Here is a 23,687-nt window from a genome sequence, read left to right as displayed (position 1 = left end):
GAATCTTCCGAGTTCGACGATGACCGAGGAGCGCGAGATGATCGCCACGGCACCCGCAGCACCCGCAGCCGCAGAGGCCGCCCGCCCCGACGGGACGGTGACCCTGAGCGGCGTCACGAAGTCGTTCGGCGAGTTCACCGCCGTCCGCGACCTCGACCTCGAGGTCGCCTCGGGCGAGTTCCTGTCGATGCTCGGTCCGTCGGGCTCGGGCAAGACGACGGTGCTGCGCATGATCGCCGGGTTCGAAGACACCACCTCCGGCAGCATCCGCCTCTCCGGCGTCGACGTGACCAGGACCCCTCCGCACGCCCGTCCGGTCAACACCGTCTTCCAGGACTACGCGCTGTTCCCGCACCTGACCATCGCCGACAACGTCGGCTACGGGTTGCGCGTCCGCGGCGAGGGCAAGAGCGCCAGGGCCGCGCGGGTCCAGACCTCGCTGGAGCAGGTGCGGCTCGATCACGTCGCCGACCGTCTGCCGCATCAGCTCTCCGGCGGTCAGCGGCAGCGGATCGCCCTGGCCCGCGCCCTCATCCTGCGCCCTCAGGTGCTGCTGCTCGACGAGCCGCTCGGTGCGCTCGACAAGCAGCTCCGTGAGCAGATGCAGATCGAGCTCAAGCAGATCCAGCGCGAGGTCGGCATCACCTTCATCTTCGTCACCCACGACCAGGAGGAGGCCCTCACGCTCAGCGACCGCGTCGCGGTGTTCAACGGCGGCCGGATCGAGCAGGTCGGCACCGCACGCGATGTGTACGAGCGCCCGGAGACCGAGTTCGTCGCACGCTTCCTCGGACTCTCGAACCTCATCGGCGGAGAGCTGGCCGAGAGCCTGACCGGCGACCGGCGGACCATGAGTGTGCGCCCGGAGCGGATGCGGCTGATCGGACCGGATGCGGCGCTCGCCGCGGGCGAGGTCTCGCTCACAGGCACCATCAGCGAGGTCGTCTACACGGGCCCCGCCACCCGCTACCTCGTCACGACCGATGCGGGCCTCGACCTCATCGCCGAACGCCCGAACGCGCGCCACTCCGCCGACGACGACCTCGCCCGCGGACACCACGTCCGTGCCGTCTGGTCACCCGACCACGCGGCCCGGCTTCCCTGAAGAACCGCACGTGAAACACCGCAACACCCGAACACCTGAGAACACAGCAGCACCGATCACGAAGGAGCGATCCATGCGTAAGAAGATCCTGGCTACCGCGGCGATGACCGCGGTCGCCGCCCTGGCACTGTCCGGCTGTTCCACCGGCGGAGAGGAGACGCCGGCCGAAGGGGGCGGCGGACTCCAGATCGACGTTCCCGACATCGCGATGCAGGAGGAGCTCGGCGACTACGAGGGCGAGGTCAACATCGTCGCCTGGAGTGGATTCGTCGAGCCCGCCTGGAGCGACGCCTTCACCACCGAGACCGGCTGCGTCGTGAACCGCCGCGTCGCCGGCACCAGCGATGAGATGGTCCAGCTCATGCGCACCGGCGACTACGACCTGGTCTCCGCCTCGGGCGACGCGAGCCTGCGCCTGATCGCCGGTGGCGACGTGCAGCCGCTCAACCTCGAGCTCATCCCGAACTTCGGCGACGACATCGTCGAGGGCATGAAGGGTCAGATCTACGACACCATCAACGGCAAGTCCTACGGCATCCCGATCGGTCGCGGCGCGAACATCCTCCAGTACAACAGCGAGGTCGTGACCGAGGAACCCACCAGCTGGGACATCGCGTGGGAGAAGGACAGCCCCTACGCGGGCAAGGTCATCGCCTACGATGCCCCGATCTACATCGCCGACGCCGCGGTGTACCTGATGGCGCACGAGCCCGACCTCGGCATCACGAACCCGTACGCGCTCGACCAGAAGCAGCTGGATGCGGCGATCGACCTGCTCAAGCAGCAGAACGACATCGTCTCCGAGTACTGGTCCGACCCGGCCGCGCAGATCACCTCGTTCGCGGGCGGCACCACGGTGCTCGGCACGTCGTGGGAGGTGCTGCGCAAGCTCACCGAGGATGACAAGTTCAAGAGCGTGCTGCCGGAAGAGGGCTCGACCGGATGGTCGGACGCCTGGATGATGGCGACCGAGTCGAAGAACCCGAACTGCGCCTACGCGTGGATGGACTACTCGTCTTCGCCGGAGGTGAACGGCGCGATCGCGATGAACTTCGGCATGGCGCCCGCGAACGCCGCCTTCTGCGACACCAGCGATGAGGCGAAGGCGCACTGCGACTACTTCAACGCCACCGACGAGGAGTACTTCAAGAACGTCTGGTTCTGGACGACGCCGATCGAGCAGTGCATCGACGGCCGCACCGACGTCACCTGCACGAACTTCCAGCAGTGGACGGACGCCTGGCTCTCGGTCAAGGGCTGAGCCGCATCGAGGGGCGGGTCTTCCGGCCCGCCCCTCACCTCCGCAGATCTTCCGCCACCACGAACGGGATCGACATGAAGCGCCGCCTCCGCATCGCCGGGCTCCTCGCTCTTCCGATGACCTGGCTCATCGGGATCTACATCTTCTCGCTGGTCATGCTCCTCGTGACCGCCTTCTGGATCACCGACCCCTTCACCTCGAAAGTGAAGCCCGGTTTCACGCTGCGCAACTTCGAGCAGCTCTTCGTCAATCCGGCCTACCTGTCGACCTCGCTGCGCACCCTCGGGATCGCGCTCGCCGTGACGGTGCTCGCCGTGCTCATCTCCGTCCCCCTCGGCATCTTCATGGCGAAGGTCGCCTCGCCCTGGTTGCGGGCACTCCTCGCGGTCTCGATCACCCTGCCGCTCTGGGCCGGCTACCTCGTCAAGGTGCTCGCGATGCGGATCACCTTCACCGAGCAGGGCTTCGCGAACTGGCTGCTCGCACCTCTCGGGCTCTCCGGCCCCGGCTTCAGCATCCTGACCGTCGTGCTGACCCTCACGTACCTGTGGCTGCCGTACATGGCGGTCCCGGTGTACACCGCGATCCGACAACTGCCGCCCAACCTCTTCGACGCCTCCGCCGACCTCGGTGCGGGGTCGTGGCGCACGATCGTCTCGGTCGTGCTCCCGCTCATCAAGCCCGCCCTCATCGCGGGTTCGGTGTTCACGTTCTCCCTGAGCCTCGGCGACTACCTCGTCGCCCGGTTCGTCGGCGGCGACACGCAGATGATCGGCAGCGTGATCGCGTCGAACATCAACCTGAACCCGCCGCTGGCGGCCGCGTACTCGCTCGTGCCGATCGCCTTCGTCGTCGTCTACCTGGTGAGCGTGCAGCGCACCGGTGCTCTGGAAAGGATGTGAGTCGCGCATGCTGAGACTGTCCCGCACCTCCAAGGTCGTGCTCGGAATCATCGTCGCGATCGTGCTCGCGTTCATGTACATCCCGCTCGCGCTCGTCGTGCTCAATTCGTTCAACTCCGCGCGCATCGTGAGCTGGCCGGTCACCGGGTTCTCGCTCGAATGGTGGGGCAAGGCGTTCACGAGCGAGCCGGTGCGCGCGGCTCTGCTGAACTCGGTCCTCGTCGCCTCCGGTGCCACCGTGATCGCCGTGATCCTCGGAACGCTCGTGGCCTTCGCGCTGCAGCGGTACTCGTTCTTCGGTCAGCGTGCGGTGAACCTCCTCGTGGTGCTGCCGATCGCCCTGCCCGGCATCGTCACCGGTGTCGCCCTGAACAACACGTACAACCAGATCCTGGAGCCCATCGGCATCCAGGTCGGGTTCTACGGCATGATCATCGCGCACGGCACCTTCTGCATCGTCATGGTGTTCAACAACGTGCTCGCGCGGCTGCGACGGATGAACCCCGGCATCGAGGAGGCGTCGAAGGACCTCGGGGCGAGCCCGTGGCAGACATTCGTGCTGGTGACGCTGCCGCAGTTCCGCAGCGCGCTCATCGCCGGCGCCATCCTCGCCTTCGCCCTCAGCTTCGACGAGGTGTACGTGACGATCTTCACGGCGCCTCCCGGCGTCGACACCCTGCCGCTGTGGATCATGAACCAGATGGCCCGGCCCAATGAGGCCAACGTCGTCAACGTCGTCGCGACGGTCGTCATCGTCGCGTCCTTCATCCCGGTGTGGATCTCACAGCGGCTCGGGAAGGAGGTCGACGAGCGCGGCTGACGCGGACGCGGGCGTCGTCGGATGCGGCGCTCGCTCAGATCTGGGGGACTGCAGGGGGCTGCGGTCAGGCACACAGCAGTTTTCGGTCTTCCACGATCAAAGGAGTTCGTTGATGGAAAAGCGCATGAGTGACGTCGTCTTCTCGCGGCGTGCAGTGCTGGGCGGGATGCTCGGAGCGGGCGCGATCATGCTCGTCGGGTGCGGCCCGGATGAGGCATCGCCCTCGCCGTCCGCGGGGAGCGGAGGAGGCTCCTACGACGTCATCGTCATCGGGGCGGGGTCCGCCGGCATGGCCGCCGCGCGGGAGCTGATGGACGCCGGCAAGAAGGTGATCGTGCTCGAGGCGCGCGACCGCGTGGGCGGACGCCTGTGGACCGACCGCACCTTGATGAGCATCCCGCACGAGCGCGGTGCATCGCTGTGTCACGGCGGGCCGGACACCGAGACCTGGGCCTGGGCGCAGAAGCTCGGGATCGAGGGGCGGAAGTTCGAGAACAAGTTCTCCCGCTACAGCCCGAGCACGCCGTGGGTCGGCTGGGACACCCCCGACTTCTACGCCTTCCCCGAGGGCACGCCCGCGCTCGCGGTGCCGCTGCCGGAGCCGACGGCGAAGGAGTCGGCGCTGCAGTACCTGGAGCGCCTCGGCATCGCGCCGACGAACTACCCGCTCGCGCTGTTGGGCATCCAGGTCGACACCGAGCAGTTCGCCGTCTACCCGGCCTCCGGTGTCGTCGACACGCTGACCGCCTGCCTGACGGTGTCGAAGACCGGGGTGATCGAGCCCGACGGGTACGCCGGTGACTACAAGCTGCTCGCGCCGTACGTCGACATCCTGAACGCCGTGGGGGAAGGCGTGGAGGTGCGGTTGGAGACGCCGATCGAGACGATCGACTACTCCGGATCCGGAGTGAGCGTGCAGGCGGGATCCGAGACATTCGAGGCGGATGCCTGTGTCGTCACGGTGCCCATCGGGGTGCTGCAGAAGAAGTCGATCACCTTCTCGCCGCCGCTGGAGGACGACCGGATGGCGGCCATCGACGCGGTGAAGCAGACCGTCGCGTACAAGACCATCCTCGAGTTCGACCACCCGGTGCGCCCGGAGAGCTTCGACATGGTGAACCAGCACGACGAGGGGCCCTGCCAGTTCTGGGATGAGTCCACCGGGATGCCCGGCTACGACGGCCAGCTCATCGTGGCCTGGGACACCGGGGATCGCGCGCGGGAGCTGCTCGCGCTTCCGGAGAAGGAGCGGTTCGACGCGGCGCTCGCCGGAGTGCGCAAGCTCGCCGGCGACCAGGGGCTGGACTACGTGAACGCGTCGAACTACGACTGGCGCGACGACGAGTTCGCCCTCGGGGCGTATGCGACCGGCGAGCGGGATCAGGACACGATCTACCGGCCGGCGAAGGACACGCTGTTCTGGGCCGGGGCGATCAAGAGCTCGGTCGCGAGCGCGCACTCCAGCGGGCTCGAAGCGGCGCAGGCGGTGCTGGTCGCGTCGTAGCGGCGCGGGAGTAGGGGAGGAGCGGGGCCGGTGGCGCACGTCCCGCTCCTCTGCCGCCTCGGCGCGACTTTGACATAGGTCAAAATCTCGAATAGCGTCGAGCCATGGCACAGGCACGCGATCGCGACGACGTCTCCGACCGCATCGCGGGCGCCACCGCCGCCGAGATCTCGGAGAGCGTGCGCGATCTCGTCGATCGCGGCGAGCTCGCCCCCGGCGATCACCTCCCCTCGGTCCGGGCCCTCGCCGCCCGCCTCGGCGTCAACCGCAACACGGTGCTCGCGGCCTACCGCTCGCTGGTCACCGCGCGCATCGCTATCACGGGCGGTCGCACCGGCACGACGGTGCTCGGTCCTGCGCAGAACCCCGACGAGGGCTTCACCGCGGGGACCGTGCTGCGCGACATCGGGAGCGGCAACCCCGATGCCGCGCACCTTCCCGACCTCGCCGCCGCCTTCGCCGGTGTCGAGCCCGCCCACGTGCTCTACGGCGAGTCCGTGATCGACCCCGCACTGGCCGAATGGGCCACGGAGTGGATCGCCGCCGACCACCCTCGTCCGTTCCGTCTGTCGATCACCGCCGGGGCCGTGGACGCCGTCGAGCGCCTGCTCGCCCAGAGCCTGGTGCAGGGCGACCGTGTCGGTCTCGAAGACCCGTGCTTCCTCTCCAGCATCCACACCGCACGCCTGGCGGGGTACGCGCCCGTCGCGATCCCCGTCGACCGCGAGGGGATGACCGTCGAGGGGCTGCGCACCGCACTGGAGAGCGGCGCCCGCGCGATCGTCTGCACGCCGCGCGCGCACAACCCGACCGGTGTCGGCATCAGTGCGGCGCGGGCGATGGCGCTTCGCGAGGTGCTCGCCGAGCACCCGCACGTGCTGGTCATCGAAGACGACCATTTCTCGCTGCTCTCGACCACGCCGTACTCCAGCATCATCGCTCCCGCGCACCAGCGGTGGGCGCTCGTGCGCTCGGTGTCGAAGTTCCTCGGACCCGACATGCGCCTCGCAGTCACGGCATCCGACCCGGTCACGGCGAACCGGCTCGCCCTGCGGCTCAGCCCCGGCACGATGTGGGTCAGTCACGTGATGCAGCGGCTCGCCGCCGGGATGCTGCGCGATGCCGCCACGCAGAGCCTGATCGCCGACGCCGGCACACACTATGCGGCACGCAACCGCGCGTTCGTCGCGCAGCTGGCCGCACGGGGAGTGCACGCGCAGGGCGACGACGGGCTCAATGTCTGGGTCGACGTGCAGGGCGATACCGCCGAGGCCGCCCGTCGCCTCGCGCTGCGAGGCTGGCTCGCCCGCTCCGGTGCGGAGTTCGCGCTCGATCCTGACGGCTCGCCCGGTGAATCCCACCTGCGTCTGACCGTGCACGACCTCGACGAGGCCGACACGCAGCGCCTCGTCGACGACCTCGCCGGTGCCATCGCCGGCACCCGCGGGACGGGAGCGGAGTCATGAGGGCGGGTGGGATGGCCGAAGCCGAGTATCGGATCGGGCGTTCCTCCCGGCTGGAGGGCGTGCTGTACGACCTCCGCGGCCCCGTCGCGGCACGCGCAGCCGAACTCGAGCGCAGCGGTGAGTCCATCCTGCGGCTCGACATCGGCAACCCGGCGCCCTTCGGATTCGAGGCTCCGCCGGCCATCGTCGAGGCACTGCGCTCCGCGCTCCCGCACGCGCACGGGTACTCGGAATCGGCCGGCCTGCCCGAGACCCGCGAGGCGATCGCTGCGCACTACGCCCGCCGCCGCGGTTTCCCCGCTCTCTCGATCGACGACATCACGGTCGGCAACGGCGTCTCCGAGCTCGTCGGGCTCACGCTGCAGGCGCTGCTGGAACCGGGCGACGAGGTGCTGATCCCGAGCCCGGACTATCCGCTGTGGACTGCATCGACCGTGCTCTCCGGAGGGCAGCCGGTGCATTACCCCTGCGTCGAGTCCGACGGCTGGATGCCGGATATCGCGGCTATGGAGGCGCTGATCGGCCCGCACACCGCGGCGATCGTCCTCATCAACCCGAACAACCCGACGGGGGCGGTGTACGGGCGCGAGGTGCTCGAGCAGATCGCCGAGCTCGCGCGCCGACACGGGCTGCTCCTGCTCTCCGATGAGATCTACGACCGGGTCGTCTATCCCGGGTTCGAGCACCTCTCGACCGCACAGATCGCGCCGGATGTCCCCTGCGTCACGTTCGCCGGGCTGTCCAAGACCCACCGCGTCGCGGGCTACCGTGCCGCCTGGATGACGCTCACCGGGTTCCATGCCGATGACCAGTTCCTCTCCGGCGTGCGCCTGCTGGCGTCCATGCGGATGTGCGCATCGGTCCCCGCGCAGCACGCGATCACGGCCGCGCTGACGCAGGATGACTCGCTCGACGCGCTGGTCGCATCCGATGGCCGGCTCACGCGGCAACGGGATGCGGCGCTCGACGCGCTCGACGCGATTCCGGGTGTCCGCACCCAGGCCGCGGGTGGCGGGCTGTATCTCTTCCCGCGTCTCGATCCGGAGCTGCACCGCATCGACGACGACGAACGGCTGGTCCTCGACCTCCTCGATGCGGAGCGCATCCTCCTCGTGCACGGGAGGGCGTTCCACCTGCGTACCCCCGATCACGTGCGGATCGCCTTCCTCCCTCAGACCGACGTGCTCGCAGACGCGCTCCGACGCTTCGGCTCCTTTCTGAGTGGATACTCTCCGCCAGGGCGCTGAGCGCCTCCGACCCGGTGGAGTGACCGAGTGGCCAGGTCGCGGTCCGCAAGACCGTGCACGCAGGTTCGATTCCTGCCTCCACCTCAGACCGGGCTCACTCGAGCCGACGCCGACGAAGGGCCTCCGCCATGGACAGCGCATTCATTCCCGCAGCCAAACCGCTCATCGGCGACGAGGAGGTGGCAGCTGTCGAGCGCGTACTGCGCAGCGGGATGCTCGCCCAGGGCCCGGAGGTCGCCGCGTTCGAGGCGGAGTTCGCCGACCAGTTCCTCCAGGGGCGCACGGCGGTCGCCGTCAACTCCGGCACGAGCGGGCAGCTGCTGGGCCTGATCGCTTCGGGAGTGGGACCGGGAGACGAGGTGATCGTGCCGTCGTTCACGTTCGCTGCGGTCGCGAACTCCGTCGTCCTCGCGGGCGCGACCCCCGTCTTCGTCGACATCGAGCCGGTGCACTTCACCCTCGATCCGGCACGGGTACGCGCGGCGATCACGCCGCGGACGAAGGGCATCATGCCGGTGCACCTTTATGGGCATCCGTTCCTCGTCGACGAGATCGAAGCGGTGGCGGCCGAGCACGGTCTGGCGATCTACGAGGATGCGGCGCAGGCGCACGGCGCGGCCTGGCGCGGTCGTCCGGCCGGCACCATCGGCGCATTCGGGATGTTCAGCCTGTATCCCACCAAGAACATGACGGCCATCGAAGGCGGCATCGTCGCGTGCGCCGACGAGGACATCGCCCGCACCATGCGGCTGCTGCGCAACCAGGGGATGGAGACGCAGTACGCGAACGAGATCGTCGGATACAACAACCGCATGAGCGAGGTGCACGCCGCGGTGGGACGCGTGCAGCTGCGGAAGGTCGGGGAGTGGACCCGGCAGCGTCAGCGGAATGCGGCGCTGTTGGATGCGGCTCTCGCCGGCATCGACGGGCTCACGATCCCGCGGGTCGCCGACGGCGCCGAGCACGTGTATCACCAGTACACGGTGCGCATCGCCGGGGGCGAGCGCGACCGGGTGCGAGATGCTCTGCGTGATGAGCACGGGGTCGGGGCGGGCGTCTACTACCCGATCCCCAACCATCGGCTGCCCTCGCTGCAGCGATACGCCCCCGGGGCCGACCTCCCCGAGACCGAGCGGGCGGCGCAGGAGGTGCTCTCGATCCCGGTGCACCCGTCGCTCACGCGCGAGGACCTCGACCGGGTCGTCAACGGTCTCGAGGCCGTGATGTCGGCCGGCGGCTGATCGCCGGGGTTCCGCTGCGGGTCAGGCGGCCAGGGCGAGCCACGCTCTCGGCGAATGGCCGATGCGCTGGGCGAACACCCGAGAGAAGGCCGAGGCGCTGGCGTAGCCGAGCTCCGCGGCGACGGTGCTCACCGGCATCCCGGCGCGCAGCTGCTCCTGTGCGACGGTGAGACGCCACTCGGTGAGGTGGTCCCCGGGCGATCGTCCGAGGACGTCCTTGAACCGCGCGGCGAACGCACTCCGCGACATGTTCGACCGGCGCGCCAGCGACTCCAGGTTCCAGGGATCGCCGGGCGCCTCGTGCATCGCGACGAGTGCCGGGGCGAGCCGTTCGTCCGCGAGCCCGGGAAGCAGGCCCGGCGGGAGGTCGAGGCGCCCGCTGTTGTCGAGCATCCATCGCAGCAGCTGGATCAGGACCACTTCGAACATGCGGTCGGCGACGAGCGGGCGTCCGCAGCGGACGTTGTCGACCTCGGAGAACAGCAGGTCGAGGGCCGGGGCGAGGGCGGTGACCTCGTCGAGGGGCAGCACGATCACCGACGGCAGCGTGCGCACGAGTGGATGCGTCGCACCGCCGTCGAAGTCCAGCGTCGCGCACGCGAAGTCCGACTCGTCGGTCGGCGCGTTGAGGAAGGTGTGATCGAGCGGACGCGGGAAGAACAGCAGGCTCGGCCGCGTGATGACCTCGCGCTCGGTGCGGCCGTCGGGGCGACGGTGGGTCACCTCCATCTCTCCGCGACGCAGCACGTGCAGGTAGCCGTGACCGCTGCTCGCCGGGAAGGCGGTCGTGCCGCACAGGGGGCCGGTGTGGAACAGGCGCGTGCGCACGCGGAAGCGCTCGAGCAGCGGAGTGAGGCGGTCGACAGAGGGCATGGTTCCAGTATCTGGACGATCGGTCATGAATGCAAGACGTTCTGGTGCGCATCGTCCGGCGATTCTCGGAAGACTCGAGGTGAGGCCGATCGGCCTCATCCTGCTAACGAAGGAGCATCACATGCCCAACGTCTCTCTCATCGAACGCGAATCGGCCACCGGACCCGTCAAGGAGCAGCTCGACCAGATCGCCGGGGCCTTCGGAACCGTGCCGGCGATGTTCCGCGCCGTCGCCCACTCTCCGGCTGCCCTGACCAGCATGTGGAGCGCATTCGGCGCCTACGGGGGCGGCACCCTCGGCGCGGCGCTCGGTGAGCAGATCGCCGTGGCGGTCGCCGACCGCAACTCGTGCAACTACTGCCTCGCGGCGCACACCGCACTCGGCAAGAAGGCCGGTCTGACGCGCGAGACGCTCGCCGCAGCACAGGTCGGCGAGTCCGACGATCCGCGCACGGCCGCGTTGCTGGCATTCGCGCTGAAGCTCGTCGACGCCCGCGGACAGGTGTCCTCGGCCGATGTCGACGCGGTCCGCGCGCAGGGGTGGAACGACGAGCAGATCGTCGAGACCATCGGCCAGGTGGCGCTGAACCTGTTCACGAACTACGTGAACATCGCCCTCGATGTGCCGGTGGACTTCCCGAGCGTGGCACTGCGCCGCGCGAGCTGATCCGCCACCGACGAAGGGCCGGGTCCGTCAGGTCCCGGCCCTTCGTCGTGCCGTCTCAGTTCGCGTCGGCGTGGTGCGCTGGGCTGTCGACCTCGTCCAGCCAGGCGGCGATCGCGGTGCGAGCGGCGGTCTCGAGCCGCGGGCCGTGGATCCTCGCCTGCTCGCGGATCGTTCGCGGGTCGATGCCGTGGTGGTGCAGCTCGTGCGCGTGTCCGATGAGCCAATTGCCGATCGTGCGATGGTCGGCCTCCAGGTGGAACTGCAGCGCGAGCACGGTGTCGGTGGCGAACGCCTGGTTCGGGAAGTCCGGAGTGCGGGCGAGATGGCGGGCGCCCTCAGGGATGGCGAAGGCATCGCCGTGCCAGTGCAGGACGGGCAGCCCGTCGAGGGGGCGCAGGGGGGAGTCGAGCCCCTCGGCCGTGAGCTCGAGCGGCGCGTAGCCGATCTCCACGGACCCGGTCGGAGCGACCGCTGCTCCCATCTCCTCGGCGATGAGCTGTGCGCCCAGACAGATGCCCAACATCGCCCGGCCGTCGCGCAGCCGGTGCGCGATCGCCTCCTTCGACGCGTGCAGGAACGGATAGTGCACGGTCTCGTACACCCCGATGGGGCCACCGAGCACGATGAGCAGATCCGCGTCGTCCACCCGCTCGATGTCGATCGCCTGCACGCCGAGGTCGACGTACTCCACGCGATACCCCCGCTCGATCAGCAGCGGCTCGAGGATGCCCAGGCCTTCGAAGTGGACGTGCCGGAATGCGAGCGCGGTGCGCGGCGGCGAGGACGAGGTCGTCATGGAGTCCGCCTTTCTGCGACGTGTGCGACGAGTTCGGTGAGACGGTGCGAGTATCCCCACTCGTCGTCGTACCAGGCCGAGATCTTGACCTGCGAGCCGATCACGCGGATCAGTGTGGTGTCCAGAATCGACGAGTGCGGGTCGATGACCGAGTCCGAGACAGCGATCTCGTCGTCGGCGCAGCGCAGGATCCCCTTGAGTCGATCGTCCGCGCCTGCCTGGTACGCGGCCCTCACCTCGTCGGCGGTGACGGTCCGATTCGCGGTGACGGTGAGATGCGTGATCGACCCCCTGAGGGTGGGAGCCCGCAGCGCCGTGCCCTCGAGCCGCCCGTCGAGGTGCGGGAGGACGCGCGTGACGGCCTCGGCGGCGCCGAGGCTGCTCGCCGTGATCCTCGCGTCTCGGGTTCCCGCGGGCAGCAGGTCGGCGTGGGGGATGTCCTGGACGCAGTCGTCCATGGAGCCTGCGTGGACCGTCGTCATCAGCGCCGCGTCGATCCCGAAGGCGTCATCGAACACCTGCAGCACCGGCGCCAGGCAGAGCGTGGTGCACGAGCCGCTGGAGATCACGTGGTGCCGGTCGGGGTCGTACGATCCGTCGTTCACGCCGAGCACGAAGGTCCCGTCGTCGCCGGCAGCGGGCGACGTCATGATCACCTTCTCGGCGCCGGCGGCGAGGTGCTCCCTCGCGGCGTCCGCGCGGGCGGCCTGGCCGGTCGACTCGATGACGATGTCGACGCCGAGTTCGTCCCACGGCAGGGATCGGCGGTCGTGTGCGGAGTACACGCGGATCGCGTGGCCGTTGAGGAAGAGATGCTTGTCGTCATGTCGGGCCGCGGCTGTCGGCCGGCCGCTTCCCCGGTCGCTCTCGAGGAGGTCGGCGATCCCGCGAGCGCCGCGCGGGTCGTTCAGCGCGACCAGCTCCAGGTCGGACCTGCGCGTCATGAGAAGGCGGAGCTGGTTGCGCCCGATCCGCCCGAGTCCGTTGATGGCGATCTTCGTGGGCATGGAGTTCTTTCGGGGGTGGTGAGGATCCGGAGCGATCTGTGAGGATGTTCGGTCGAACACGGATCAGGCGAGAGCCGTCAATGCTCGATCGATCACGTCCATCGCGATGTCGAGCTGCTGGTCGGTGGTGGTGAGGGTCGGCAGGAAACGGATCGCGTTCGCGTCGCTGCCCGCGGTGAGGAGGAGGATCCCCTCCTGTGCCGCGAAAGCCGCAATGGCCGAGGCCGCGCCGGCCGCCGGACGTGACGTCCCGGGTTCGGTCAGCTCGAACGCGTACATCGCACCCCGACCGCGCACGTCCCCGATCAGCGGATGACGCGTGGCGAGGTCGTTCAGCTGCTGCTCGAGCCTCTCGCCGATGCGCGACGCCTCGGCGAAGAAGTCGCCGTGCTCGAGCTCATCGAAGACGGCCAGGGCGGCGGCGATGGATACCGGGTTGCCGCCGAACGTCCCGCCGAGGGTGCCGGGGTCGGCAGCATCCATGATCTCGGCGCGCCCGGTGACACCGGCGAGCGGGAGACCGGCTGCGATGCCCTTGGCGGTGAGCACGAGATCGGGCACCACACCGAATCCCTCGCTCGCGAACCAGGTCCCCGTGCGGCCGAGGCCGGTCTGGATCTCATCCGCGATGAACACGACGCCGTTGCGGGTGCACCACTCCTGCAGCGCGGGCAGGTAGCCGTCGGCGGGCACGACGAATCCGCCCTCGCCCTGTATCGGCTCCGCGATCAGAGCGGCGAGGTCGGTGACGCCGATGCGCTGTTCGATGTGGTCGATCGTGCGCTGCGCCGCCTGCTCGCCGGTGAGGCCATCCCGGTACGGGTACGAGTTCGGTACGCGGTGGACGTCGGGAGCGAAGGGACCGAAACCGGTGCCGTACGCCGCCTTGTGGTTCATGGCGAGGGCCAGGTTCGTACGCCCGTGGAAGGCGTGGTCGAGTGCGGCGACCGCGCGGCGGCCGGTGTGTCTGCGGGCGATCTTGACCGCGTTCTCCACGGCCTCCGCTCCGGAGTTGGCGAAGAAGGAGCGCTTCTCGTGCTCGCCGGGAGTCTTCTCGGCGAGGCGCTCCGCGAGCCGTACGTATCCCTCATAGGGGGTCACCGTGAAGAGGGTGTGGGTGACCTGCTCGAGCTGCGCGGCCGCTGCGGCGATGGCGGCGGGATTCCCGTGGCCGATCGTGGTCACGCCGATACCGCTCCCCAGGTCGAGGAAGCGGTTGCCGTCGACGTCGGTCACCCACGGGCCGTCGGCATGGTCGATGTAGATCGGGAGCACGCTGCCGACCCCGCGGGCCACGGATCTCTGACGCCGCTCGTGGATCGCACGGCTCCGCGGCCCCGGCACCTCGGTGCGCAGGGAGGGGGCGGATGAGCGGCCGGGAAGCACGTCGAGCGGGGACATGGGGCTCCTGTCGGGTGTGGCGCGAGGTGATCCAGCCTCACATCAGATCGGCCTAAGCCTATGTTAGTCTTTGGCCTATGTCAAAAATGGAACGGCCGGACGGGGCCGACGATCGATACCCCACGGCGGTCACCGTCGACGACTTCCGTTCCAACATCGCAGCGGTCCGCGCACGCATCGACGAGGCGGCCCGTCGCGCGGGGCGTCACCCGCACGACATCACGCTGCTTCCGGTGAGCAAGACCGTCCCCACCGAGCGCGTCCGGGTCGCCATCGAGTCCGGCATGCGGCTGCTCGGAGAGAACAAGGTGCAGGAGGCGGTGCGCAAGCACGGCGAGACGACCGACCTCGACGTGTCGTGGTCGATCATCGGACATCTGCAGACCAACAAGGCACGGGACGTCGCCGCGTTCGCCGCGGAGTTCCAGGCCCTCGACCGGCTGCGTGTCGCCGAAGCGCTCGACCGGCGCCTGCAGGCGGCAGGACGCAGCCTCGACGTCTTCGTGCAGGTGAACACCTCGGCGGAGGACTCGAAGTTCGGGATGCCGCCGGAGGAACTCCCCACGTTCCTCGAGGCGCTGCCCTCGTATCAGAGCCTTCGCGTGCGTGGACTCATGACGCTCGCCATCCTGACGCCCGACGAGCACCGTGTGCGTGAATGCTTCTCCCTCCTGCGCACGCTGCGAGACCAGGCCAGAGAAGACGCCCCCGACCTGATCGGCACCGGCGAGCTCTCGATGGGGATGTCGGGGGACTACGAGATCGCCGTCGAGGAGGGGGCGACCTGTGTGCGCGTCGGACAGGCGATCTTCGGCGCCCGTGCCCTGCCCGACAGCTACTACTGGCCCGAGGCCTGACCGGCGACGACGTCGGCGCGGCGATCAGTCGTCGGTGCGGAAACCCGCCGCCTTGTGGGTGCCGTCGCAGAACGGCTTGAGGGTCGAGAGCCCGCAGCGGCACAGGGCCACGGTGCGGCGATGCGGCTCGATCGGCTCACCGTCGGCGGTGCGCAGTTCGACGTCGCCGCGCACGAGCAGCGGTCCGTCGGGATACGGCGTGATCGACGGCGGCTCGGTCCGGGCACTCATGACGCCACCCGCGGTCGGAGCGACGAGGTGCCCGCCTGCCAGGACTCCAGGATGTGTTCGCCGCCCCAGCCGTCCATGGTCAGGCACGCCGCCGCGCCGAACAGGATGTCGGGCAGCAGGTCGGGGTGGTCCTCGGCGAGGCTCCCTGCGAGGTCTCGCGCGGCGATCTGCTCGTGCACCGCATCCGCCTCGACGTGCTCCTCGAAATAGGCCGCCACATCCGGGTCGAACCCCAGACGATGCAGGCCGTCGGCATACAGGCGGCAGGGGATGGACGAGGTCATCTCGAATGCGGCCAGGTGCCCGACGATCGCGCCGACGAGGCGGCGGTTGAGCCCGAACATCGACATCATGTTGTGCGAGGCGAGAGTGATCGCCGGCACATCGTCGACGTACGCCCCGTACGTGGCATCGAGGCCCGCGGCACGCATCGCGCGGGCGAAGAGCTCGGCATGCACGCGCTGCGGTCGTCCGCCTCCGTACTCGTCCGACTGGATCTCGACGAGGGCGGCCTTGGCGCGTCCCTGCAGGCGGGGGATGGCCCAGGAGTGCGGATCCGCCTCGCGCAGGGTGTACACCGAGCGCTGGATGAGGGTCTCCTCCGCCTGCTCCCTGGTGGCCTTCTTCGCGATGTGCCGCGAGAGGCTCGGTCCCGTGTCGGCGGCGGCCAGGGCGAAGAGCGCGCGGCCGACGGCGTCCACGGTCGGCTCGGGAGACTCCGGCATCGGCACCCTCGCGCGCAGCGCGCTCTCGAACGCCTCCTCGAGGATCCGGCGGGTGGTGAGAAGGGCGGGGTCCCACTCCAGGTCGGCATCGAGCTGCGGGAGCGATCCGTAGGACGAGGCGTAGAGGACGAAGAGCGCGAGCTGGATGTCGTCGTCGCGCACCACGTCAGCGCTCGCCGCCACGGCAGCGGTCGCGAGGCCCGTGTGGTCGGCGGCAGCGGCGTCGTCGCCCGTCAGGTGCGACATGACGGCGTGACTCAGCGGCCCTCTGTCGACGAAGGGGAGGGTTGCGGCCGGGGCGGATGCCGGGGCGGATACGGTCATGAACAGGGCTCCCATCGGTGCGATGCTTCGCATCCTGCCCCGTGTGGATCATCCGCTCCAGGGACTTGACGCAGACGGGCGTGCGGGGCATACACGCCGCGGCGCGGGCGGGGTGTCGACATCCGCTCCGCAGAGGCGGTCAGCGAACCGGTACCGTGGGGGCATGATCCCGGCCGTGCGCACCTTCGGGCGCCTCCTCGCACGGCACGGTCTCGCGTTGGCGGCCTGGTATCTCGCCGGCGAGGCCCTTCACGAGATCTTCGTGCAGCTCGCGGGTTTCGTAGGCGGACTCACCACGCTCGGCGGACTCCTGCTCCTGCCGCTCGCCGTGGCCGCGCGCCTGGTGTCGTACGTCGCCATGTACCTCACGGTGCAGCGGTCGCTGCCGCACAGCGCATCCGACCACCGCCCGGGCTACCGGCAGTTCGCGCAGACGACGCTGGTCGCCATCCTGCCGTTCTTCGCGTTCTATGCCGCCTGGGGAATGCTCGACGTCGACATTAAGGCGTTCTTCAACATCGCGAGCGGCATCGCCCTGCGCGACGCCAGTTACGACGCCGCCCAGCTCGGCGACCGCGGCGGCCTCATCGCGGTGGGCGTGCTGCCGGTCGCCGTGCTGGTCATCGCGCTCGTCGTGCGCGTGCTCCTCGCTCGGATCGGCGGGAGACTGCCGTCGTGGACGCTCGCGCTCGCCGCGTACGCCGAGGTGGTCTGGACCTTCATGCTCTTCACCCTGGTGGGCCAGTGGTGGGCGCAGGCCAAGGAGTGGATCGCCGAGCGAGCGGGCATCGCCTGGTTCGAGGGCATCGGCGACTGGTTCGGAGCCCACGTGCTCCCGGTGGCGACGCTGTGGGAGACGGTGCTGTGGCTGGTCGGACTGGTGGTCGCCGCGGTCGTCGTGCCCGCGGCATGGTTGACCGTGGCCGGCGTCATCTACGGAACGACCTTCGACGCGACTCCGGCGGTGCTGGGGCGTATCGAGCAGGCGCCCCCTGGTGCGGTGTCGAACCTCGCGCGAAACCTCGCACTCCGCCTCGAAGGGCTGTGGGCGGCACTGGCCCTGATCTGGCGCGGCGGCCCCGTCGTGTTCGGCTGCACGGCACTGGCGTATGCCGTGTGGTCGTGGGCCGAGCAGGTCGGCTCGCGCGGCGTTCTGCAACTCGTCGGCGCGCACGACACCGCGTTCTGGTCGGGCTTCTTCCCGCTTCTCCTCGTCGCCGTGGCCGCCGTAGCTGAGCCGCTGCGTGTCGCGATCGTGGCGACCGCCTTCGACACCGTGGTGGGTCGCCCGGAAGCACGGATGGGCACACGCGAATCAGGGTTCGATGGGGAAGCGCGCGATCTCGTCGGTGCCGGGGATGTCGAGCACGAACGGCCCGTCGGCGTCGTCGGGGAGCAGGAACACCGCGAGGATGACGGAGGAGCCTGACTCCTTCTGGCAGCCCGACTCGCCCTCGTCGTAGGGCACGTCGAGCACGGACCGGGCGTTGGTCCAGACGCGCGCGCCGTCGGTCTCGGCGAGGGTGAACATCCCGCATCCGGCGGACTCGCCCTCCGCCCTGGCATCGATCCGGATGCTGAGTGTCCGCGATCCCGCCGGTGCCTCGAACTCATCCCAGCGGGCGGAGTCCAGACGGAGTGTCTGCCCGGCGACCTCGGCCCTCCCTTCTTCCGCATCCTGCACCTGCGTGCTCTTCGGGGCGGCAGGCAGCACATCGAACCAGACGTGCACAGCGATCGCGGCGGCCGCGGCCACCACGAGCGCCACCAGCGCGAAGCGCTGTGTCCGCCACCAGGTCATGGCGCCCCCAATCGCGGCTCGTCGAGTTCCCTGTCGGTCTCCTGCGGCACCTCATCGAGCGAGAGCGGGAAGGTGATGACGTCGTCGAGACGCGGCGTCGGGTACTCACCGGTGAGGCGCAGCTCTCCGTTCCCGGTCCGCAGGCCCTCCGGAAGCTCGAACGCCAGTGTCCCGACGGTGTCGGTGCCCACTCGCAGCTTGGCCCGAAGCAGCGATGTCGGCGGACGCTCGCTCGCCAGGAATACCTGCCCGTCGACCACGAGGCTGGCGACGCCGATCACGGCGTCCTCCTCCGTCGTCGGTGCGGACACGGCGAGTTCGATCACGAGCCAGTTCCCGTCAGCCTCCCACTTGTCCGCCACCGTCAATCTGTCGGCGAACGAGGTCTCCTGCACCGCGGCGATGAGGGTACGGGAAGTCGCCGTATCGTCGACGGCCACCCTCGTGAAGAAGGGATCGGTCAGCGCATCCTCGGGCGGTGTAACCGCCGTCACCACGCCGGCCGCGAGGACGAGTGCGACACCCGCGACCCACGGAACCCATCCGCCGCGCGCGCTCACGGATCGACCTCCACGGGGGTGCGGGCGATCAGGTCGGTCCGCCGCCACGTGATCGCCGACGGCGAGAGGATGACCTGGCCGGACTGCTCCCTGGCGTCGTACACATCGAGGTGGGCTTCGTGCTCGTCCAGCGCATCGTCGGCGACGGGGAAGGCGATGCGCACATCGGCGGGGACGCCGGGTTGCAGCACCACCGCGCGCAGCGAACCGTCCGCCCGCCAGGAGCGCGCGGTGTCGGTCACGGTCACGCCTGAGAGTTCGAGAAGCGGTGTGCTCGAGGAGAGCAGCCGTGAGGCGACCTGGTCGGCCGTGCCCTCCACCCCGACCGCGCGGTCGGAGAGGTTCTCCAGTCGCACCGTGACGATGAGCAGGGTCTCACCCGGCTCCGCCTCCAGATACTGCTCCTCGACCTCGTCGGTGACCTCAGCGTCCATCACGGTCACGGTATACAGCGAGGTGCGCACCTCGCTGCCGACGGGAACGAGCAACGGCTGCGTCGTCGCCGGAGCGAGGCCGCCGAATGCCACGAACGCGCCCAGCAGGGCGATGATCACCACCACCGCGGCCCAGAGCGGCACTGTGCCTGTCCTCGTCACGCCGTCAGCCTAGCGACAGGTCTCGAACACGTAGCTGTCATCGGCCGGGGTGACCAGGTCGCGGTCGCGGAGCACCATCGATGCCGGGGAGTCGTCGTCCGCACACATCTCGGCGAACGGGCGGGGCAGCTCGTCGGCGTATTCGATGTCGATGACGTGATCACCGTAGACCGCGGTGTAGGCGCCGCACTCGGCGTAGACCGCGCACTCTTCGGTGACCGCGAAGTCGAACCCGGCCTGGTCGTGCAGCACCGCCGCATCCTCGGCCGTGTTCTTCTGCCCGGCCGCGAGGCCGGCCTTGTGAGCCGAATCGACCAAAAGCGTGGCCAGCGCCAGGTTGTCGTCGAAGGAGAGCGCCCCGTCCGACCGGGTGTACGAGTCGAGGTTGTCGAACTCGACGGCGTCGAAGCCGTCATCCGCGCACCCCTCGATCCACGGGATCACCGTGGCGGCGATCCGGTCGCGGCGCTCGGCTGTCGACGTGTCGAGCAGTGCCTCGTCGGGCCAGTCCGGGTCGAAGACCACCTCTCCGTCACGCTGCAGCAGCAGGTCGCGGGGCCAGGAGTCGAGTTCGTCGGGCTGCGTCTGGAATCCGTTGACGTAGCAGATCGAGTACACGCCCTCGGCCGGCTCCGCGCTCCGGTCCCGGCCGACGATCCCGACCTCGGCTGCCGGTTCGTACGCACCGCCGAGCTGGTAGTCGGGGGTCGCGCCGGACGGCGGAAGGCTGAACGACGCGGTGGGGGCGGACGATTCGCCGGACGCGGGGGGAGCGGCGGGCGCCGCGCATCCGCCGAGCGCCAGCACCAGCACGGCGGCGGCGAGCGGCGTCACGCCCCGGCGCATCCTCGTGGGCACGGTCACTGCGGGGCGCCGGACGCGGCGACGTCGGCCGGTGCCGGTTCGGCCGGGTTGCGGCGGATGCCGATCCACGACACCACGCCGCCCACGACGAGCAACGCCGCCGTGACCCAGGCCGCATTGTGGAACCCGTCGAGGTCGAGCGTGCCGCCGACGATCGTCGAGAGCATCGCGACGACGAGCAGACCGGCGACGCGGGAGATCGCGTTGTTCACCGCCGAGGCGATGCCGGAGTGGTTCTCATCGATCGCCCCCAGGATCGCCGCGGTCAGCGGCGCCACCGTGAGCGAGAGGCCGAGGCCCATCACGATCATCGCGGGCAGCACCTGCCACCAGTAGTCGAAGTCGTCTCCGACGAGCAGCAGCATGAGCGCGCCGACCGCCATGATCAGCGGGCCGGTGGTCATGAAGATCCGTGGCCCCCACCGGCCGGCCCATTGTCCCGCGCGGGAGGAGATCAGGATCATCAGGATCGTCATCGGCAGGCTCGCGAGCCCGGCCGCCGTGGCGCTGAGGCCCGCGCCCTGCTGCAGGTAGACGCCGACGACGAAGCCGTTGAGCGACAGCGCCGCGTACACGAAGAGGGTGGCGAGGTTGCCCCAGCCGAAGTCGCGCACCCGGAACAGCCACAGCGGCATGAGCGGCGACGCCGAGTGCTGCTGACGCCACAGGAACAGGGCGAACAGGGCAGCGCCCACGACGGCGGGGATCCAGATCGCCGGGGACTGCCATCCCATGTTGGGCTGCTCGATCAGGGCGAACACCACGGCGCCGAGGCCGAGCGCGCACAGCGCACCGCTCCACCAGTCGACCTTGATGCCGCGCGGGTGCTCCGGAAGTTTCAGACGGGCGAGCAGCAGCAGGGTGATGCCGATGGGGATCACGTTGATGAGGAAGACGAAGCGCCAGGACAGGTAGTCGACGAACAGGCCGCCGAGCAGCGGGCCGACGAGCTGGGCTCCGGTCGTGAAGGCGGTCCACACACCGATCGCCCGGGACTGCACGTCGGCGCGCATGGTCGCGGTGATGAGCGCGAGCGAGCTCGGCACCAGCAGCGCGCCGGCCGCACCCTGCGCGGCCCGGGCGATGATCAGCATGAGCGGATCGAAGGCCGCGGCCACCGCGATGGAGGCGATTCCGAACGCGATCAGGCCGATGCGCATCACCAGCACGCGGCCGTAGGCGTCGGACACCGATCCGGCGAGCAGGATCAGCGCGCTCAGCGTGATCAGGTACGCGTCGACCACCCACTGCTGAGTGGTGATGCCGCCGCCGAGTTCGCGGCTGATCGCGGGCAGGGCGACGTTCACGACGGTGCCGTCGAGGAACGTCACGAACGAGGCGAGCACGGCGATCGAGATCACGAGCCGCTGGAGAGGGGCGAAGGAGGAGGCCACAGGCCGACATTACTCCCGGCGGTGGACACCCGGGCGGCCGCGGTCAGGCTGCCGGCGCGGGCGCGGGCTCCTGTCGTTCCCCGTGCGGATCGGGTCGAGGCGCAGCTGGTGCCGGGTGAGGTGCCGGCGTTCCGGCGCGGAGGAGTCGCGCGAGCCCGGCCGTCCCGTCCTGCTCGACGCTGCGGCGCTGCCGAGTGGCGCCGGTGCCGTCGGTGCGCAGCCGGGCGAGCCCGTCGTGCGCCCACTCCTCGTCGCCGAGTTCACGAAGCGCCGGGGCGATCACGGCCTGCATCCGCTCGGCGACGGTCCGCGCGTCGTCGATCTCCCCGGTCGTCGGGTCGATCACGCGCGCGTCCATGCCGCGGCGAGCAGCGGTCCACAGCGACGCGTCGATCACATCCGCGCCGATCGCGGCGGGAGGCTGGTCGTCGGTCAGCACGATCGCGCGGCTGAGCAGCGCGGCGAGCACCGACTCCTCCGGAGTCAGCTGCGCGTCGAAGACCCGCACCTCGACCGTCGGGTAGCGCTCCGAGATGCGCACCGCCCAGGAGAGCGACGCGGCATCGGCGATGGCCCGCAGATCGATGAGTCGCTGCACTCCCGAGCGGTAGTCGGTGAGGTCACGGAAGTGCGGCGGGCTCCACGAGCCGGGCAGACGACGGATCAGGATGCTGCGCCAGCTGGCGAAGGAGGTGTCGCGGCCCTCCACGAACGGGCTGTTCCCGGTGAGGGCCAGCAGCACCGGCAACCAGCCGCGCACCCGGTCGAGTGCGCGCACCCGCTCTTCGTCGTCGAGCACCTCGACGTGCACGTGCAGGCCGTTGACCTCGTGATCGTGGGTGAGATGGCCGAGCTGCTCGGCGACCACGTCGTAGTGCGGGGACGGGGAGACGGCGGAAGAGCGCGTCGTGGCGAACGGCGTTCCCGACGAGGCCGCGATCGCCTGCTGCTCCTGCGCATGCCAGCCGATCAGCTCGCGCAGGTGTCGCAGCTGTGCCTCGGCATCCGCTCCGGTCGAGACGGGCTCGGTGAGGCACTCGATCTGCGAGGTCAGATACTCCTTCGTGACCTCGCCGCCGGTGCGGAGCCGCGTGATGCGCTCGCGCGTGCCGGAGGCCAGGGCCACGGGCACCAGCGAGTGCTCATCGAGGAAGAGGAACTCCTCCTCGATGCCGAAGCGGGTCATCCCCGGCCTCAGTGATTCCTGAGGGCAGAGATCAGCTCGGACTTCCGCTTTCCGCTGTAGCCGGTGAGTCCCAGCTCCTTCGCGCGTTTGCGCAACTCCGGAACGGTCCAGTCGTCGTAGTCGCCGTGTTCTCCGCCACGGCGCCCGACGGCGCTGCGACCTTCCTTCGCGGCGGCGTTCGAGATGCGCGCCGCCTTCTCCTTGGACGCCCCGTCATCCCTGAGCTCTTCGTACAGCTCGGGGTCCTTGAGCGAATTGTTCCGTCGTCCTGGCATTGGTTCATCCTTTCGCGCACTCGGAGGGTAGAAGTCAACCCCCTCGGGAAGATGGCTCCGGGGAGCTAGCGTGGGGTCACCGCAGGCGGGCGTTCGCGCCCCGAAAGAAGGGAAAGACCGATGAACATCCTCCTGATCATCGTCATCGTCGTCGCAGTGATCCTCGCGATCACCGGAGGACTGGTGCAGTCGCTCCAGTTCCTCCTGTGGGTCGGACTCGTCCTCCTCGCGATCGCTGTGATCGCCTGGTTGATCCGAGCGATCAGCGGCAGCCGCAAGGTCTGACCGAGGTCTGATCCCGAAGAGGTGGGGCCCGCCCGATGGCGGGCCCCACCTCTTTGCCGTTTCCGGGGGACTCTCGTCCTACTTCTTGTCGAACGCGTCGCGCACGCTGTCGCCGGTCTTCTCGGCGGCGTCCTTCACGTTCTGACCGGCCTGCTTGGTCGAAGCCTTGACCTGATCTGCCTGGCCCTCGGCCTCGAGACGCTCGTTGTCGGTGAGCTTGCCGACGCCCTCTTTGACCTTTCCTGCGGCCTTCTCGGCGGCGTTCTTGACGTCATCTGCAGCACTCATGTTCTGCTCCT

26 protein-coding genes and 1 tRNA gene are annotated in these 23,687 nt (G+C 69.4%); 13 read left to right on the top strand and 14 right to left on the bottom strand.

What is annotated here, in order from left to right; translation table 11 throughout:
- The first annotated feature begins 37 nt into the window (after positions 1-37).
- The 9 genes from OC372_RS07965 (at position 38) to OC372_RS07925 (ending at position 9,546) form a co-directional block, all read left to right on the top strand.
- Complete coding sequence (locus tag OC372_RS07965; protein WP_105710605.1) at positions 38-1,105, top strand: ABC transporter ATP-binding protein; 1,068 nt, start codon at positions 38-40, stop codon at positions 1,103-1,105.
- A gap of 73 nt (positions 1,106-1,178) precedes the next feature.
- The gene (locus OC372_RS07960; protein WP_105710547.1) at positions 1,179-2,366 is read left to right on the top strand and encodes an extracellular solute-binding protein; all 1,188 of its coding nucleotides are present in this window, start codon (positions 1,179-1,181) and stop codon (positions 2,364-2,366) included.
- A 74-nt stretch (positions 2,367-2,440) separates the two neighbouring features.
- The gene (locus OC372_RS07955; protein ID WP_262001433.1) at positions 2,441-3,268 is read left to right on the top strand and encodes an ABC transporter permease; all 828 of its coding nucleotides are present in this window, start codon (positions 2,441-2,443) and stop codon (positions 3,266-3,268) included.
- Between the two features lie 7 nt (positions 3,269-3,275).
- Positions 3,276-4,088 carry an ABC transporter permease gene (locus OC372_RS07950; protein ID WP_029262206.1) on the top strand — a complete coding sequence of 271 codons (813 nt, stop codon included), beginning with the start codon at positions 3,276-3,278 and terminating at the stop codon, positions 4,086-4,088.
- 124 nt (positions 4,089-4,212) lie between these two features.
- Complete coding sequence (locus OC372_RS07945) at positions 4,213-5,592, top strand: NAD(P)/FAD-dependent oxidoreductase (RefSeq protein ID WP_315985392.1); 1,380 nt, start codon at positions 4,213-4,215, stop codon at positions 5,590-5,592.
- A 104-nt stretch (positions 5,593-5,696) separates the two neighbouring features.
- On the top strand, positions 5,697-7,058 hold the full coding sequence (locus OC372_RS07940) for an aminotransferase class I/II-fold pyridoxal phosphate-dependent enzyme (protein ID WP_262001432.1): 1,362 nt from the start codon (positions 5,697-5,699) through the stop codon (positions 7,056-7,058).
- An 11-nt stretch (positions 7,059-7,069) separates the two neighbouring features.
- Positions 7,070-8,305, top strand: a complete 1,236-nt coding sequence (locus OC372_RS07935; protein ID WP_262001431.1) for a pyridoxal phosphate-dependent aminotransferase — start codon at positions 7,070-7,072, stop codon at positions 8,303-8,305.
- Between the two features lie 13 nt (positions 8,306-8,318).
- Positions 8,319-8,389: transfer RNA gene (locus OC372_RS07930), tRNA-Cys, on the top strand.
- Positions 8,390-8,433: 44 nt separating this feature from the next.
- On the top strand, positions 8,434-9,546 hold the full coding sequence (locus OC372_RS07925) for a DegT/DnrJ/EryC1/StrS family aminotransferase (RefSeq protein WP_262001430.1): 1,113 nt from the start codon (positions 8,434-8,436) through the stop codon (positions 9,544-9,546).
- Positions 9,547-9,567: 21 nt separating this feature from the next.
- Here the strand turns inward: OC372_RS07925 and OC372_RS07920 are convergent, their stop codons facing one another.
- Positions 9,568-10,419 carry an AraC family transcriptional regulator gene (locus OC372_RS07920; protein WP_262001429.1) on the bottom strand — a complete coding sequence of 284 codons (852 nt, stop codon included), beginning with the start codon at positions 10,417-10,419 and terminating at the stop codon, positions 9,568-9,570.
- A 121-nt stretch (positions 10,420-10,540) separates the two neighbouring features.
- On the opposite strand from OC372_RS07920, the gene OC372_RS07915 reads away from it, so the two are divergent.
- Positions 10,541-11,086, top strand: a complete 546-nt coding sequence (locus OC372_RS07915) for a carboxymuconolactone decarboxylase family protein (RefSeq protein WP_262001428.1) — start codon at positions 10,541-10,543, stop codon at positions 11,084-11,086.
- Positions 11,087-11,141: 55 nt separating this feature from the next.
- Here OC372_RS07915 and OC372_RS07910 read toward each other — a convergent pair whose 3' ends face one another.
- The 3 genes from OC372_RS07910 to gabT all read right to left on the bottom strand — a co-directional run bounded on the left by OC372_RS07910 (position 11,142) and on the right by gabT (position 14,290).
- Positions 11,142-11,882, bottom strand: a complete 741-nt coding sequence (locus OC372_RS07910) for a glutamine amidotransferase (protein ID WP_262001427.1) — start codon at positions 11,880-11,882, stop codon at positions 11,142-11,144.
- Positions 11,879-12,889: a type I glyceraldehyde-3-phosphate dehydrogenase gene (locus tag OC372_RS07905; RefSeq protein WP_262001426.1), complete on the bottom strand. Its 1,011-nt coding sequence runs from the start codon at positions 12,887-12,889 to the stop codon at positions 11,879-11,881. Before OC372_RS07905 ends, OC372_RS07910 begins: the two co-directional genes overlap by 4 nt.
- A gap of 63 nt (positions 12,890-12,952) precedes the next feature.
- Positions 12,953-14,290: a 4-aminobutyrate--2-oxoglutarate transaminase gene (gene gabT / locus OC372_RS07900; protein ID WP_262001425.1), complete on the bottom strand. Its 1,338-nt coding sequence runs from the start codon at positions 14,288-14,290 to the stop codon at positions 12,953-12,955.
- Positions 14,291-14,367: 77 nt separating this feature from the next.
- Here gabT and OC372_RS07895 point away from each other — a divergent pair, with 77 nt between their 5' ends.
- Positions 14,368-15,147, top strand: a complete 780-nt coding sequence (locus OC372_RS07895) for a YggS family pyridoxal phosphate-dependent enzyme (RefSeq protein WP_262001424.1) — start codon at positions 14,368-14,370, stop codon at positions 15,145-15,147.
- 24 nt (positions 15,148-15,171) lie between these two features.
- Here OC372_RS07895 and OC372_RS07890 read toward each other — a convergent pair whose 3' ends face one another.
- Positions 15,172-15,378, bottom strand: a complete 207-nt coding sequence (locus OC372_RS07890; RefSeq protein WP_029262217.1) for a CDGSH iron-sulfur domain-containing protein — start codon at positions 15,376-15,378, stop codon at positions 15,172-15,174.
- Positions 15,375-16,427: an iron-containing redox enzyme family protein gene (locus tag OC372_RS07885; RefSeq protein WP_262001423.1), complete on the bottom strand. Its 1,053-nt coding sequence runs from the start codon at positions 16,425-16,427 to the stop codon at positions 15,375-15,377. Before OC372_RS07885 ends, OC372_RS07890 begins: the two co-directional genes overlap by 4 nt.
- 163 nt (positions 16,428-16,590) lie before the next feature.
- Here OC372_RS07885 and OC372_RS07880 point away from each other — a divergent pair, with 163 nt between their 5' ends.
- Complete coding sequence (locus tag OC372_RS07880; protein WP_262001422.1) at positions 16,591-17,856, top strand: hypothetical protein; 1,266 nt, start codon at positions 16,591-16,593, stop codon at positions 17,854-17,856.
- Here the strand turns inward: OC372_RS07880 and OC372_RS07875 are convergent.
- Genes OC372_RS07875 through OC372_RS07845 form a run of 7 tightly spaced genes read right to left on the bottom strand, consistent with a single transcriptional unit; the run spans position 17,743 to position 23,103 of the window.
- A complete protein-coding gene (locus OC372_RS07875; protein WP_146114816.1) occupies positions 17,743-18,228 on the bottom strand; it encodes a hypothetical protein in 486 nt (161 codons plus the stop codon). The genes OC372_RS07880 and OC372_RS07875 overlap by 114 nt on opposite strands.
- On the bottom strand, positions 18,225-18,788 hold the full coding sequence (locus tag OC372_RS07870) for a hypothetical protein (RefSeq protein ID WP_105710537.1): 564 nt from the start codon (positions 18,786-18,788) through the stop codon (positions 18,225-18,227). Before OC372_RS07870 ends, OC372_RS07875 begins: the two co-directional genes overlap by 4 nt.
- The gene (locus tag OC372_RS07865; protein ID WP_262001421.1) at positions 18,785-19,384 is read right to left on the bottom strand and encodes a DUF4352 domain-containing protein; all 600 of its coding nucleotides are present in this window, start codon (positions 19,382-19,384) and stop codon (positions 18,785-18,787) included. Before OC372_RS07865 ends, OC372_RS07870 begins: the two co-directional genes overlap by 4 nt.
- A 9-nt stretch (positions 19,385-19,393) precedes the next feature.
- Positions 19,394-20,230, bottom strand: a complete 837-nt coding sequence (locus tag OC372_RS07860) for an endo alpha-1,4 polygalactosaminidase (RefSeq protein WP_262001577.1) — start codon at positions 20,228-20,230, stop codon at positions 19,394-19,396.
- 14 nt (positions 20,231-20,244) lie between these two features.
- A complete protein-coding gene (locus tag OC372_RS07855; RefSeq protein WP_262001420.1) occupies positions 20,245-21,642 on the bottom strand; it encodes an MFS transporter in 1,398 nt (465 codons plus the stop codon).
- A 43-nt stretch (positions 21,643-21,685) separates the two neighbouring features.
- Complete coding sequence (locus OC372_RS07850; protein WP_262001419.1) at positions 21,686-22,828, bottom strand: YbdK family carboxylate-amine ligase; 1,143 nt, start codon at positions 22,826-22,828, stop codon at positions 21,686-21,688.
- Positions 22,829-22,836: 8 nt separating this feature from the next.
- Positions 22,837-23,103 carry a Rho termination factor N-terminal domain-containing protein gene (locus tag OC372_RS07845; protein ID WP_105528701.1) on the bottom strand — a complete coding sequence of 89 codons (267 nt, stop codon included), beginning with the start codon at positions 23,101-23,103 and terminating at the stop codon, positions 22,837-22,839.
- 120 nt (positions 23,104-23,223) lie between these two features.
- Here OC372_RS07845 and OC372_RS07840 point away from each other — a divergent pair, with 120 nt between their 5' ends.
- Positions 23,224-23,388, top strand: coding sequence for a hypothetical protein (locus OC372_RS07840; protein WP_017201713.1), 165 nt, complete (start codon positions 23,224-23,226; stop codon positions 23,386-23,388).
- 78 nt (positions 23,389-23,466) lie between these two features.
- Here OC372_RS07840 and OC372_RS07835 read toward each other — a convergent pair whose 3' ends face one another.
- Entirely contained in the window at positions 23,467-23,676 is a 210-nt protein-coding gene (locus tag OC372_RS07835) for a CsbD family protein (RefSeq protein WP_029261061.1), read from the bottom strand.
- Between the last annotated feature and the right edge of the window lie 11 nt (positions 23,677-23,687).

The sequence above is a fragment of the Microbacterium sp. Mcb102 genome (assembly GCF_024519805.1).
Lineage (GTDB): Bacteria > Actinomycetota > Actinomycetes > Actinomycetales > Microbacteriaceae > Microbacterium.
This window is presented reverse-complemented; position numbering and strand designations above follow the sequence as displayed.

Excerpts from the sequence above, each read along its gene's own strand:
- OC372_RS07945 (WP_315985392.1), top strand. The coding sequence starts at position 4,213 with ATGAGTGACGTCGTCTTCTCGCGGCGTGCAGTGCTGGGCGGGATGCTC.
- OC372_RS07920 (WP_262001429.1), bottom strand. The coding sequence starts at position 10,419 with ATGCCCTCTGTCGACCGCCTCACTCCGCTGCTCGAGCGCTTCCGCGTG.
- OC372_RS07835 (WP_029261061.1), bottom strand. The coding sequence starts at position 23,676 with ATGAGTGCTGCAGATGACGTCAAGAACGCCGCCGAGAAGGCCGCAGGA.
- OC372_RS07890 (WP_029262217.1), bottom strand. The coding sequence starts at position 15,378 with ATGAGTGCCCGGACCGAGCCGCCGTCGATCACGCCGTATCCCGACGGA.
- OC372_RS07940 (WP_262001432.1), top strand. The coding sequence starts at position 5,697 with ATGGCACAGGCACGCGATCGCGACGACGTCTCCGACCGCATCGCGGGC.
- OC372_RS07850 (WP_262001419.1), bottom strand. The coding sequence starts at position 22,828 with ATGACCCGCTTCGGCATCGAGGAGGAGTTCCTCTTCCTCGATGAGCAC.
- OC372_RS07915 (WP_262001428.1), top strand. The coding sequence starts at position 10,541 with ATGCCCAACGTCTCTCTCATCGAACGCGAATCGGCCACCGGACCCGTC.
- OC372_RS07880 (WP_262001422.1), top strand. The coding sequence starts at position 16,591 with ATGATCCCGGCCGTGCGCACCTTCGGGCGCCTCCTCGCACGGCACGGT.
- OC372_RS07875 (WP_146114816.1), bottom strand. The coding sequence starts at position 18,228 with ATGACCTGGTGGCGGACACAGCGCTTCGCGCTGGTGGCGCTCGTGGTG.
- OC372_RS07925 (WP_262001430.1), top strand. The coding sequence starts at position 8,434 with ATGGACAGCGCATTCATTCCCGCAGCCAAACCGCTCATCGGCGACGAG.
- OC372_RS07935 (WP_262001431.1), top strand. The coding sequence starts at position 7,070 with ATGGCCGAAGCCGAGTATCGGATCGGGCGTTCCTCCCGGCTGGAGGGC.
- OC372_RS07910 (WP_262001427.1), bottom strand. The coding sequence starts at position 11,882 with ATGACGACCTCGTCCTCGCCGCCGCGCACCGCGCTCGCATTCCGGCAC.
- gabT (WP_262001425.1), bottom strand. The coding sequence starts at position 14,290 with ATGTCCCCGCTCGACGTGCTTCCCGGCCGCTCATCCGCCCCCTCCCTG.
- OC372_RS07950 (WP_029262206.1), top strand. The coding sequence starts at position 3,276 with ATGCTGAGACTGTCCCGCACCTCCAAGGTCGTGCTCGGAATCATCGTC.
- OC372_RS07860 (WP_262001577.1), bottom strand. The coding sequence starts at position 20,230 with ATGCGCCGGGGCGTGACGCCGCTCGCCGCCGCCGTGCTGGTGCTGGCG.
- OC372_RS07965 (WP_105710605.1), top strand. The coding sequence starts at position 38 with ATGATCGCCACGGCACCCGCAGCACCCGCAGCCGCAGAGGCCGCCCGC.
- OC372_RS07960 (WP_105710547.1), top strand. The coding sequence starts at position 1,179 with ATGCGTAAGAAGATCCTGGCTACCGCGGCGATGACCGCGGTCGCCGCC.
- OC372_RS07845 (WP_105528701.1), bottom strand. The coding sequence starts at position 23,103 with ATGCCAGGACGACGGAACAATTCGCTCAAGGACCCCGAGCTGTACGAA.
- OC372_RS07955 (WP_262001433.1), top strand. The coding sequence starts at position 2,441 with ATGAAGCGCCGCCTCCGCATCGCCGGGCTCCTCGCTCTTCCGATGACC.
- OC372_RS07895 (WP_262001424.1), top strand. The coding sequence starts at position 14,368 with ATGTCAAAAATGGAACGGCCGGACGGGGCCGACGATCGATACCCCACG.
- OC372_RS07905 (WP_262001426.1), bottom strand. The coding sequence starts at position 12,889 with ATGCCCACGAAGATCGCCATCAACGGACTCGGGCGGATCGGGCGCAAC.
- OC372_RS07885 (WP_262001423.1), bottom strand. The coding sequence starts at position 16,427 with ATGACCGTATCCGCCCCGGCATCCGCCCCGGCCGCAACCCTCCCCTTC.
- OC372_RS07840 (WP_017201713.1), top strand. The coding sequence starts at position 23,224 with ATGAACATCCTCCTGATCATCGTCATCGTCGTCGCAGTGATCCTCGCG.